A 12,263-nucleotide genomic window follows, 5' to 3' on the forward strand; every position below is an offset into this window, starting at 1 on the left:
GAAAGAGCGCCAGGCTACTGTTTTTGCCAGATAATACTGCAGTTTTTTTCCTGGGCCGATTTAAGCATATTGATTAATGGAAACGCCCTTTGCGACAAATGAATGGGAGGCGAATTGTCATCATCCTCGGGTAAATTTTCTTCATTATCGAGCGGGTATTCCCTGCGCAGTGATTTTTCCAGTGACGCAAGCGCTTCGGGAATTTCTTCCGCTTTAAGCGCTCCGGGAACAACGCCGGATTGTCCCATCATTTTCAGTAAATGAATGGCAATATCACCAAACATGGTAATATTTTCATACGCATCGCTCTTGAATTGAATCAACATGACGTCTCCTTTCTTGTAAAGTCAATCTATACTACTACCGTTTCCAGGGTTGGCTGTCATTCCCGCGAAGGCGGGAAACTATCCTTGATTTGTCTCTATGCTTGCTTCACTATGGTTCCCCGCCTTCGCGGGGATGACAACACGTCAAACATTCCGGACAACCAACCTGTAAAACGAAATGGAACCGGTACTGCTCGCCTTATTACGGGCGGCCATTTTGGTGATCATCCCGTTATTTCCATTTTTTCAGAACACTCGACCTCATTATCATTGAGCAAAAACAGTGACTGCAAACACTCCGTTAAACAGGCAATCTGTCTGAAATTAACCTCGTCGGTATAGCCCCCTTCCAATTGCCAGTAAATTCGCTGAATTATCGGTTTATAATCCTGACATAAAATCATGAGCTGTCGGTTAAAGTAGGTCATGTCCCGGTCAGTAAAACGACAACCAGAACTTTGTTTTGGCGTAAGCTCCTGTTTTTGATTAAGCCACTTGCTACAAGGCGCCTGTTCCTCATGGTGGGAATCCCATCCCGTCGGCAAAAACAGAATAACCGGACTTTTCTTAAGGCAGGCTTCTTCCAGGGCTGTCTTTAATTGCGACAGGATGAGCAGTAATGCAGGATGATAATCAGTCTCATTTTTTCGAGCGTGCCTTGACAGATCAATACCCAGGTATCGTTTGCCTTCCTTGCTCCATACGCTGACGCCCGGTTCGGAATAGCTCTCACAGCCAATTATCTCATTAATTTGTTTCTCCTTATGCCAAGGATAAACCCGTGAATCATAAGCATCGAGATGCAGCAAATTCTGCTTAAAATCGTCGCCCATTAAAATGGCGCTCAATCCATCGTCACGATTCACATCCGTGCCGATAACAATCGCTTTAAAAGGTTTGGAAGCCATCAATTGTTCATAGACCATCACAACGGCTGTTTTATTGATCATACAAAACCCTGCTGCCCGCTCACGATAGGCATGATGCGTCGGTAATCCAAAACATACATTAATAGCACGACGTTGCGTTATGGTCGTTATCAAATCCTGTATTAACACCTCAAAGGTCAACCTACCACAAACCACATCCACGTCCACTTCCTTTATGGCCCCTTCAGACAGCCCGACGCATTGCGAGATCAAAAACCACAAATAATCCCGGCTGTGTACCTTTAACAAAGATTGCAACAGGAGATTGTCTCCGGGGATCTCGTCAAAAGCCAATTGAACCAGTTCCGGATCGCCCCCCCGGATAGCCTGAAATAAAATCTCCCATGGCAGGGTATCGAGCCACTTTTCACAGGGAAAAGTTCTGGTTTCAACCAGTTTTTCAAACTCGACTCGAGCAGCTAGAGTGCGAGATATTTTTTGCAACCGTTGCTGTTGATCGTCTTTATAGCCGGCACAAAAACCCTTCATAGCGTCAATATCCCGCTTGCAGGGAATTTGATAGGTAATGCCATACCTGTCCATCTTTTCCGACATAAATAATTTGTTCACTTGTATGTAATTTCGGGAAATTTTCTTTTTGCAGGCATGAACAGTTTCACGCAGACAGGTGCTTAGCTCCGGAAAAGAATCATGTCGCTCAATTTTGCTAAAATATTCGCCACATGCCCGCAATCTATCCAGCAATGCGCGGTTATGTTTATCCGTATAAGTTGCCACCCAATTACAAAGTATCGCAGCTTCCTTCATACAGCAGTCAATGGTTAACAATAACCATTTTTTGCATTTTTCATCCATGGCTTGTATTCCCGATAGGCACTTTACAACCTGATTTTCCTCGATATTGTCATAGAATAATACTTTTTTAGCAAAGAACAGTTATTATTAAAGAAAGACATTATGAAATTCTCAGCAAGGATCCGGGAAGAACGTGTTTAGCATAAATAGATTTAAAGGTATGACCATCAGCATTCGTGTCAGCATCATTACCTTATTCGTATTGCTGCTAAGCCTTGTCGGCTTCTCGATCATAAGCGTTGAATACCTTGCCCTGGATAAAATTTTAAGCGCCAGTACGAAAAAATTGATTGAACAATCTTCCCTCCTGGTCAAAGAACGGCTCCATGCCTACATCCTTCCGCTAAATCACCATTTGATTGAAATGAAAAAAATGATTGAGAAAGGCGTTATCAACCCGGACAATCAAAAGCAACTCGATGGTTTTTTTATAGAAACCATTAATGATGAGCCCGAAATATTCATGATCTACTACGGCACGGTAGACGGAAATTTTTTTGGCGTTGACCGTGCGCGAAGCGGAAAATTGTCCGTAACTCATATTATTAATTCCCGCAAGCCGCCATACCGAATCAATTACAAAATTGATGATCAGTATAAAATGACCAAATCCGATGTCGTCCTGAATCATTATGACCCAAGAACAAGGCTCTGGTATCGTCAGGCTGTTGAGGCGGGGAAACCTGTATGGACCGATGTCTACCAGTTCTTTGTGTTAAGCAATCAACTGGATTTTGAACCCGGAATTACCGCGGCGGTTCCTGTTTATAACAAGCAGGGACAAATACAGGGGGTCGTCGCCATGGATTTAACCGTCGATGGCCTGCAAAAATTTATTCAAAAGCTGGACGTCACTGACAATGCCCTGATTTTAATCATGAATAGACACCGGCAAATCATTGCCTATCACGATCCTCTGCATAGAGTGGATTTAAGCCAAAAAACCCTTGACCGTGAATTAATGGAAAAATACAAACTGCCTTTCCCTTCCTTTAATCTGGAAAACCATCAATCCCTGGTCACGTCTTTCAAAAAAGACGGCAAGGACTACTTCCTGGCTTACCAGCATATCTCCGATAAACGATCCGATGTATTCTGGCAGATTATTATTATCGTGCCAGCCGATGACGTCCTGGTTCCGCTAAAAAAAGCGAGTCTGCGTACGGTATTGGTAGCCTTACTTATTTTACTGATCGGCATTATTATTGTTCGCCTGATTTCACTGCGAATATCGCGACCCATTATTCAGCTTGCCAATGACGCCCAAAGAATAACCAAGCTCGATCTAACCCCCAAACCCGCGCTTAAAACCATCATCACGGAAATTCGCTATCTGGACAAGTCATTACAAACCATGCGCTCAAGCTTAACCTCCTTTCAACGATACGTGCCGAGTTCCCTGGTTAAAAAACTGATGCGCACCAGCAAAATCGCCGAGGTAGGGGGTGAAAATAAAAACATCACCGTTCTGTTTTCAGATATTAAGGATTTTACCGGACTATCGGAAAAAACCGATCCCAAAATGCTCATGAATTATCTGTCGGAATTTTTTCAATCCATGACCGATTCGGTTATCCACCATCATGGCACGCTCGATAAATATATAGGAGACGCGGTTATGGCATTCTGGAATGCGCCGCTTACCGACAATGAGCACGCCCGCCATGCCTGTCAATCCGCCATGGACATGATAGCTGCTGTTGCAAAACTGAATGAAAAAAACATTGAAAAAGGATCACCAACTATAAATATTCGCATAGGCATTCACTCCGGGCAGGCCGTCGTGGGTAACGTTGGATCCAGTGACCGATTAAGCTACACGGCTCTCGGCGACACGGTCAATATGGCCAGCCGCCTGGAAACCATCAATAAACTGTATAACACCCGGGTCATAGTCAGCCACGCCACCTTTCAACAAACTGAAAAATATTTTACTTTCCGTCTGATTGATGAGGTAGCCGTGCGAGGCAAGCAGGAAAGCAGTAAAATTTATGAGCTCATTACCGAAATCAACATACCCAATCTTGATCAACACAAAAAGGAATTTCTGGAAGCCTTCGCCGCCTATCAAAGCGGCAAATGGCATGAAAGCCTGGCGTTATTTAAAAAATTGACACCGGCTTACAAAAACGACCCTCTGGCGGCTGTTTATATCGAGCGCTGCCAGTTTCTACTCAACCTGCCCCCCGAGCATTGGGATGGGGTATGGCATGTTGAAAGCTCGATTCATTAGAGCCATTATAAAAAAACAATATCGTGCGCCTGCAGCACGTCGCATTTAATATAATCGCCCACAATGGACTCAATATTGCAGCGGTATTTTAACAGATCGCGCAATTCATCGGCCGAATATAGAATAATCCCCTTGGCAAAAGGACGTTTGTTATCCACAGAGATAGCCACCAGATCCGATGCACGAAAAACACCACGCATGGATATAATATCATCCAGTTCTATCCCTAATCCCTTCTGCATTTTGGATTTGGCATCTTTCGTAATAACAAGCCTGTTATTCTGATTGACCGATTGTTGCATCAGCCACTGTTTTCTATTTTCGTCTTTAGGCAATGTCGGTTTGAAGTGCGTGTGTTCCTGATGCGTAATAATACGCTGAACAGGTTTGCTATCCGTGATGGCCGTAATAAACACATGACAACCATGCCCTGTCGCATATTTCGCCGCCTCGATCTTTGTTTTCATGCCCCCCTTGCCATAGGTCGATTTACTATCCTTAGCCAGCGCCATAACGTCATCGGTTATTTCGTCCACCACTTTTACGAGTACGGCATCAGGATTACGCCGGGGGTCTTCGGAATACAAGCCTTTGACGGAAGTAAACAGAATAAGTACATCCGCCTGAATCAGGGAAGCAATAAAAGCCGCCAGTTCATCGTTATCCTTAAAAGCCACATCTTTCTGACTAACCGTATTGTTTTCATTAATAATCGGAATAATTCTGTTGTTCAATAACTCGGTGATTGTTGCCTTGGTATTATAAGCCCGTTTAGGATCATCTTTGTCCTCTATATTATACAGAACCTGAGCAAATGGCAGGTAATAAAGGGACAAAATTTTTTCATAAGCCACAATTAATTTAGCCTGACCAACCGCCGCCGCAGCCTGCAATTGATTGATCTCTACCGGATTATCATCTTTCAGGATGGATTTTCGTCCCAGGGCGATGGAGCCTGACGTAACGATAATGATATTTTTTCCTTCCCGATACAGCGTACTGATATCTGACACCAGTTTAATGAGCCTTTCGCTGCACAAATTATTTTCTTTTTCATTGTATAAAAGCTCGGAGCCGATTTTAACAACAATATTTTTTGCCTGGCGAATAATATGAGTCATGATTGCTCGTCGTGCAGGGATAAATTCAATCTATTGATGACTTTGGCCATGTCATCAATAATTCTGGAAGAAAATTTGGGGTAATAACCAAGGAATTTGAAAAAATCATTTTTGGAAATTTTAAGAATTTTACAATTGGTTTTAGCAATCACATCGGCATTACGTTTATTGCCCGTCACAACCGCTATGGCGCCAAAAATTTCTCCGGTCTGAATATGTCCTATGTTATGGCCATTGACACAAACATCCGCTTTTCCTTCCAGAAGGATGTAGGCGTTTTGCGCTTCATCACCCTGTTTTATGACTATTTCCCCGGATTGAAACTGCTCTATATTATATCGCCAGTTCATTTTAAAACGTGAATAGACGCCGATTACTTCAATAAGAACACTAACATGAAACGTTAAAAAACGATTCCATAACTGACTTTTTTGCATATCTTTTTTTGTTGCCGAATAAACATCCTGATAAGTTATAGGCACCAATTCCACTTGCGAGTTTTTCGTTATCAAACTCAATTGTGAAAACGCGTCAACAGGCGGAATAATAAAATCCTGTGCCACGTAGGAAAGTAACACCATTTTCTCAAGCGATAATTCGATAGTTCCGGTTTTCAGGTAAAAGCAGACAACATCCGTTCTGTCCTTGACAAGGTTCACAATATCCTGATTTTCGCAGAGGATTATAGAGGATGCGTCAAAACCAACTCCATTATACAAATCCTTGCCCATGACATTCAGTTTGGTTAACAACTGATTCACTTTGGTGGACAGAGTGATATATGTTAACTCCATACCTGTTCCTATCGTCCTTTGCGCACTTATCTCATCCAAAAACTCGCAGGTTAGATTGTCAATTTGGCAGTCCAACCTGCAAAAAATGAACCAATGCAACAGCTTTTCAGTCCGAAATAGACAAGTACTCAGAACCTGATACTTACGCCTTATCGACTTTAATTTTACGCGACTTGTTTTTGCTTTCCGCTCGTTTGGGGATCTTTACCCATAACATACCTTTCCTGAAAGAGGCGGATGCCTTTTCAACATCAGCTGAGGGAGGTAATTCTATGGTTCTTTCATAACAGCCATAGCCGATTTCTCTGCTGAGATAATTCTTATCCTTGTGTTTTTTAGAAGAGGTTTTTTCACCCTTAATTATCAGTCTGTTTTCACTGATACTGACGTTGATGTCCTCTTCACCCATGCCGGGCATTTCCAATTCAATATTAAAATGGTCATCCGCTTCGACAACATCCATGGCGGGAAACAGATTGCGGTTTTCAAAACGCTCAAGATTCAAATCACCGGACTCAAACACGTTATAAAAATCTTTCAACGCGTCACTCATGGATCTATGAAAACCCCACATCGGGTTTATAGTACGCTCTATTGGTATTGATGTTCCCTTACCTTGTTTTAATATGCCGTTCATGAATCACATCTCCTTTATAATTCAATCAACAAATAATAAGCTCCAAGCCTAATGGAATAGGCAGGCATACATAGTGTTTAGCACGATTTTCTGATTTGTCAAGGGCATTTCCGGCGAAAAAAAATACCCTGGACACTTGTCTGTTTCAGGTTGCAAACAGTACGTGATTTGTTTATTTTTTACCGGTCAAATCACCATCGGCAGATAACCATTGGTTTTATCCATAGCCATTCTGCCTTACTGAAAATAATGCCTGTTCTTTATGACAACTGCCCATTGATTGTCTAAACTTAGATCATGTTGTACAAATTTATATTTTACTATGAAATTTTTTTCTGACAATAAAACCCAACCAGCCTTGCACATAAAAAAAGCTGAAAAAAACCCGGTTGCAGCATTTGTCGGAAAAGGGAATCTACATATAGCTGACCCTGGAAGTACGGTTTTTCTTCGTAAATCGTCTGAAATGATAGGTACGGCCAAATTAGCAGATTGCTATGCCCTGATAGTGATTGGAGAACAACGGGACGGCAAAAAAATAATCGGTTTAAATCATTGGATAGGAGAGAACAAAACTGCGGAAGCTGTCCTGGAGTTATTAAAAAATACCATGTTACGCATGGGTGTCATGGAGGAAAGTTTTTTTTCGTGTGCGCTTGGGGGTGATAAAGACCACCCGGACAATACGGAGGAATTAAAAAAACTGCAAGAGAAAGGTATTATTCAGGAGGTCCGGTATGAAATAAATAAAGAGCCGTCCGAGATCACCGATTTACTCATTCAAATAACTGACAAAGGCGTAGAATTGCAATATTTCACCGAAAATAACTCTCCCGCCCCGAAATCCAAACCGCTGTAAAATAATGCACGGTAGCCCGTGCCTGCGGCCGTATTGCGGGTTTGGAGTGCCAATTAGCAACGTTATCCCGCATTACAGCGAAGCCTGCATGACAGGCTACGGGAAACATTACAAAAAAAGACAAATCACTCCCCTTTTTGCAGCCGATAAAAGATAAGCGCAAAAAGCATTCACTTCCTTTCCGACAATAAAATTTCATTAACACTGGCATTGATACATTCAGTAATGGCGCCGAGATTCAAATGATCCTCGGTTAAGCCAAAAGGCTCTTCCAGGTTTCGGGCAATGCCTTCGACAGCAATAATTAAATAACTGATTAAGACAGTGGATGGAATCATCCACACACCAAGCGCATCGACGAGACTACAGGGCAGGATCAGGACAAATATAATAAAAACATGCTTGACAAACACACGAAAGGAAAGGGAAATAAACGTATTTTTGATTCGCTCGCACCCGCCGCATATATCCATAAACTTGCTGAATTCGCCATCTAAAAGCCAGAGATTGATTCCTTCTTTCGCAGCAGGCGTCTGGTAAAGTTGGGTATATAATTTTTTAGCCAGATAAGACGGTACATGCTCGGGAAGGGTTTTCATATTCAGCAGGGCTTTAAAATCATCCGGAGTGCTTTTTTGCCGTAAATGTATGGCTAACGCGTCGCAAAAATTATTTATTAACTCGGAAAATTGTCTGGCTTCCTTTTTATGAGGCACTAACAATACCTTTATCTTGATAGCCAGATTACGGCTGGCATTGACTAGTTCCCCCCAAAGCGTTCGCGCTTCCCACCAGCGCTCATAGGAACGATTGCTTCTAAACACCAGAAGCAATCCGAGAACAATGCCAAAAATGCTTTGGAAATAAGATAGCCAGGTATATGAGTGCGCATAACCTTGTTCAAACAACAAATACACAAGGGCACTGTATGCGCCTACCAGACAACTAATCCAGAGTACTTTTGTTAATGCTTCGGTAAAATGCATCTCGCTGAACAAATGCTTAATCATGGCTTTTCGTCACTCGCACTATAGTCTGTATTAATACATCCTGAACACGCTCATCCAAACAGCTTGCAATGTTAACCCCTTCCGGGGGCTGGTTACGCCGTGGCAGGAATACATTGCCAAAGTATGGTCAGAGAAGCCACTATTCCGATGAACCATACGGTGGATCGAAGTGTTGATAAATTAACCAAATAAAAAATATGGTACAGAAATCTGGTGACAATATAGGTGATCGCCAGATATTGGGTTGTTATCGTCACATGCTGTGTGGCTATCGCGGTAATCACCGCCGTAGCGAATACCAGAAGCGATTCAAAACTGTTTTGATGCGCAGCCAGGGCACGGGCACCAAACCCCTTTAGACCGGCCTGTTGTTCCCGAGGATAGCGATTATCATAACCGCTAGCCTTGTGCATGGCGTAGGCCACAGGAATTTTAGAAAGATAGGGTAATAACACAGCAATAAAGAGGCAATAAACCAAGATACTCATCGGGACTCCATGTTCCTTACAATACACGCGGCGCATTATAACTTATAATCAGGAGAATAGCTTGTGTTTGCTTTCTTACTGAACGATGCAAACCGCATGCTCCGGTACCATACCAGGCACTTTGGCCAGCTCTTTCATGAGTTGCTGATTACCGTTGATACTTGCCCCGGACCAAATCCCCTTACTGCAATTTTCGGTTTTGCATTCGCCGGCAAACGTCACATAGCCCTGGTTACGCACGACATCACACGTACAGTTTGCCCTGCGATGATCCGGAGAATCGTCATCCACCAGACAAGGGTGATCGAGACAGTTTGCCCAAGGTAATCCGGAAGGACAGGTCATGTATTTGTAGTGCCCGCCGCCAAATGAAAATGTTGAAACCAGCGCAGTCAGACTATCTCTGGTTTTTCTTTCCTTGCGATCAGCACAAGTGGAAAAACCGACATTTTTGCCTTTCCAGATAGAACAGGAACATAACACTTTGTCCAGCATGCCGGGAATGGGCTGGCAATCAGCGGCATTACACAAGGCGTAAGTGTTCGTACATACAATCGGCTTTTGGGCTGCAAAAATCGTCTGCCCTACAATCAATATACCAGTTAACATGATAATAATCCGTATCACCATAATTATTCCTTCCCGGCCATATTTTATATTTCATTCGCGACATTATCATCAGTATACTACGCTTTCGTTAATTTTCACTTACCACCGACAACCCGGGTACACTCAAACTATGACGAAACGAAAAATAACCCTGTTGATCATCCTTCTTGTCCTTGTCGGCCTTCTCTCGGTGGGATGGTGGGAATTTTTAGGAAAAAGGATGCGGGATCTACCCCTGGCAACCAACACAAGCAACAATAATAAAAATACAACGCCACACTCAAACAAACCTCTGATTTCCATTCAGGCCAAACATTTAATAGTGCCCTGGGCACTTGATTTTTTACCCGGACAACGAATCCTGCTAACACAACGCGGCGGTGATATTTATGTCATCAACCGCGATAAACCCAATACCGGCGGGCAGCGTTTAGCCCGAATTGACGGGGTAGCAGCTGTAGGCGAAGGCGGCTTGCTGGGTCTTGCCATACACCCTGATTTTAAAAATAATCATTATGTTTACCTGTATTACACCTACCGTTCCAAAGACCGCTATTTCAATAAAGTGGTACGTTATCGACTGGAGAAGTCCTCTTTAAACAATCCGACCATTCTTCTGGATAACATTCCCAGCGCGTCCACTCATAATGGCGGTCGCATGCGTTTTGGACCGGATGGTTATCTCTACATCACGACCGGCGATGCGCAAACACCCGCCAACGCGCAAAATCTCAATTCCCTTGCCGGAAAAATATTACGGATTAAAGACGATGGCGGCATACCGGCCGATAATCCGTTCCCAGGATCACCCGTCTATTCCTATGGACACAGAAATCCGCAGGGTATTGCATGGGATGCAAACGGGCAACTTTGGGCAACGGAACACGGCCCTGTCTCCCACGATGAAATTAATCGAATACTACCCGGTGAAAATTATGGCTGGCCGCTTATTCAGGGAAAAAAAACCAGACGGGGTATGAACAGTCCGGTTCTTGAAAGCGGCAATGACACCTGGGCGCCTTCAGGCGCAGACATAGTTAAAGGCGTGCTTTATTTCGCCGGTTTAAGGGGCAGAACCTTGTATGGCTACGATCTGAAATCCAAACGTCTGAACCGGTATTTTAGCGCGCAACTGGGTCGGTTAAGGGAAGTGAAACTGGGACCGGATCAGCTCTTGTATATCACGACAAACAACCGGGATGGACGGGGTGTGCCGACTACGGACGATGATTTACTGCTTCTGGTCAACCCGGAATTACTGGATTTGACATCAAATAACAAAATGCAATAGCTTTACGCTCTGTGCACCATGCCAGGATACTTAATTTGCAAGCGTAAGGAAATAGCAATGAATACCCTTTATATTGACCCTGATATTGAAAAAGCCTCCACAATCCCGTCCCGTTTTTATACATCGCAGGACTGGTTTGAACGCAGCAAGGAAAAAATTTTTGCGAAAACCTGGCAATTTTGCCTTGGTATGGAATCACTCCAGTCCAGAAACCAGCTGATACCGTTCACCCTGCTTCCCGATTTTCTAGACGAACCTTTGTTATTTGTGCGTGACCACGAAGACACTATTCGCTGCTTAAGTAATGTCTGTACCCACCGCGGGAAAGTATTGGTTGAATCTCCATGTACGGCGCAAAAAATAAAATGCGCCTATCACGGACGCCGATTTAGCCTTTGCGGTGACATGCTGCATATGCCCGAATTTGAAAAAACCAGGGATTTTCCCTCCGAACGGGATAATCTGACTCGTGTTCCTTTCGAGAGGCTGGATCCATTCATTTTTGCGTCCTTATCCCCTCAGGCCTCTTTCCAGGACGTGTTCAGCGACTTGAAAGAGCGCCTTTTCTGGCTTCCCATGGAAAACATGCGACTGGATATTCAACGCAGCAAGGATTATCTGGTCAGGGGACACTGGGCATTGTATTGTGAAAATTATCTGGAGGCGCTGCATATCCCCTTTTTACATCATGGACTAAGGCAAGTCATTGATTGCACGACCTACACCACCGAATTGTTCCGGTATTGCAATCTGCAATTAGCCCTGGCCAAAGATGGCGAAGAGCGGTTTGATTTGCCCAGGGACTCCCAGGATTACGGCAAACAGGTTGCCGCTTATTACTATTGGATATTTCCCAATACCATGCTTAATTTTTACCCGTGGGGCTGCTCGGTCAATGTGGTCAAACCGCTTGCCGTTAATTTAACCAAAGTATCTTTCCTGACCTATGTTCTTGATGAGAGCAAGCTCGGCAAGGGAGCCGGAGGCGATCTGCATCAGGTTGAACTTGAGGATGAAGCGGTTGTTGAATCCGTGCAAAAAGGCATTCACTCCCGTTTTTATGACACAGGACGATTTTCACCGACCAAAGAACAGGGTACCCACCATTTTCAGCGTTTACTCTGCGAATTTCTTAATGATTAGAGCGGAA

The 12,263-nt window shown here is 43.6% G+C and carries 12 protein-coding genes; 4 read left to right on the top strand and 8 right to left on the bottom strand.

Annotated elements, in window-relative coordinates; translation table 11 throughout:
* Window positions 1–14: 14 nt before the first annotated feature.
* Window positions 15–326, bottom strand: a complete 312-nt coding sequence (locus tag CKW05_RS08350) for a DUF1840 domain-containing protein (RefSeq protein WP_058484272.1) — start codon at window positions 324–326, stop codon at window positions 15–17.
* A 224-nt stretch (window positions 327–550) separates the two neighbouring features.
* Window positions 551–2,071, bottom strand: coding sequence for an arginase family protein (locus CKW05_RS08355; protein ID WP_058484271.1), 1,521 nt, complete (start codon window positions 2,069–2,071; stop codon window positions 551–553).
* A gap of 160 nt (window positions 2,072–2,231) precedes the next feature.
* Between CKW05_RS08355 and CKW05_RS08360 the strand changes: the two genes are divergently transcribed.
* Window positions 2,232–4,304, top strand: coding sequence for an adenylate/guanylate cyclase domain-containing protein (locus CKW05_RS08360; RefSeq protein WP_058484270.1), 2,073 nt, complete (start codon window positions 2,232–2,234; stop codon window positions 4,302–4,304).
* A 5-nt stretch (window positions 4,305–4,309) separates the two neighbouring features.
* Here CKW05_RS08360 and proB read toward each other — a convergent pair whose 3' ends face one another.
* The 3 genes from proB to CKW05_RS08375 all read right to left on the bottom strand — a co-directional run bounded on the left by proB (window position 4,310) and on the right by CKW05_RS08375 (window position 6,856).
* The gene (gene proB, locus CKW05_RS08365) at window positions 4,310–5,425 is read right to left on the bottom strand and encodes a glutamate 5-kinase (protein WP_058484269.1); all 1,116 of its coding nucleotides are present in this window, start codon (window positions 5,423–5,425) and stop codon (window positions 4,310–4,312) included.
* Window positions 5,422–6,219: a cyclic nucleotide-binding domain-containing protein gene (locus CKW05_RS08370; RefSeq protein WP_058484268.1), complete on the bottom strand. Its 798-nt coding sequence runs from the start codon at window positions 6,217–6,219 to the stop codon at window positions 5,422–5,424. The genes proB and CKW05_RS08370 overlap by 4 nt, the downstream gene beginning before the upstream one ends.
* A gap of 142 nt (window positions 6,220–6,361) precedes the next feature.
* Complete coding sequence (locus CKW05_RS08375; protein ID WP_058484267.1) at window positions 6,362–6,856, bottom strand: Hsp20/alpha crystallin family protein; 495 nt, start codon at window positions 6,854–6,856, stop codon at window positions 6,362–6,364.
* A 322-nt stretch (window positions 6,857–7,178) separates the two neighbouring features.
* Here CKW05_RS08375 and CKW05_RS08380 point away from each other — a divergent pair, with 322 nt between their 5' ends.
* Window positions 7,179–7,715 carry a hypothetical protein gene (locus CKW05_RS08380; RefSeq protein WP_058484266.1) on the top strand — a complete coding sequence of 179 codons (537 nt, stop codon included), beginning with the start codon at window positions 7,179–7,181 and terminating at the stop codon, window positions 7,713–7,715.
* 170 nt (window positions 7,716–7,885) lie between these two features.
* Here CKW05_RS08380 and CKW05_RS08385 read toward each other — a convergent pair whose 3' ends face one another.
* The 3 genes from CKW05_RS08385 to CKW05_RS08395 all read right to left on the bottom strand — a co-directional run bounded on the left by CKW05_RS08385 (window position 7,886) and on the right by CKW05_RS08395 (window position 9,843).
* Entirely contained in the window at window positions 7,886–8,725 is an 840-nt protein-coding gene (locus CKW05_RS08385) for a bestrophin family protein (RefSeq protein WP_058484265.1), read from the bottom strand.
* 92 nt (window positions 8,726–8,817) lie between these two features.
* Window positions 8,818–9,213 (bottom strand): MAPEG family protein, encoded by a 396-nt coding sequence (locus tag CKW05_RS08390; RefSeq protein ID WP_058484264.1) that lies wholly within the window; start codon window positions 9,211–9,213, stop codon window positions 8,818–8,820.
* A gap of 75 nt (window positions 9,214–9,288) precedes the next feature.
* Window positions 9,289–9,843: a hypothetical protein gene (locus CKW05_RS08395; RefSeq protein WP_058484263.1), complete on the bottom strand. Its 555-nt coding sequence runs from the start codon at window positions 9,841–9,843 to the stop codon at window positions 9,289–9,291.
* Window positions 9,844–9,952: 109 nt separating this feature from the next.
* Here CKW05_RS08395 and CKW05_RS08400 point away from each other — a divergent pair, with 109 nt between their 5' ends.
* Both CKW05_RS08400 and CKW05_RS08405 read left to right on the top strand, forming a co-directional pair.
* Window positions 9,953–11,113 carry a PQQ-dependent sugar dehydrogenase gene (locus CKW05_RS08400; RefSeq protein WP_058484262.1) on the top strand — a complete coding sequence of 387 codons (1,161 nt, stop codon included), beginning with the start codon at window positions 9,953–9,955 and terminating at the stop codon, window positions 11,111–11,113.
* Window positions 11,114–11,170: 57 nt separating this feature from the next.
* Window positions 11,171–12,256, top strand: coding sequence for an SRPBCC family protein (locus tag CKW05_RS08405; RefSeq protein ID WP_058484261.1), 1,086 nt, complete (start codon window positions 11,171–11,173; stop codon window positions 12,254–12,256).
* The last annotated feature ends 7 nt before the right edge of the window (window positions 12,257–12,263 follow it).

Origin of the sequence: Legionella spiritensis, assembly GCF_900186965.1 — a bacterium.
In the GTDB taxonomy this organism is placed as follows: Bacteria; Pseudomonadota; Gammaproteobacteria; order Legionellales; family Legionellaceae; genus Legionella_C; species Legionella_C spiritensis.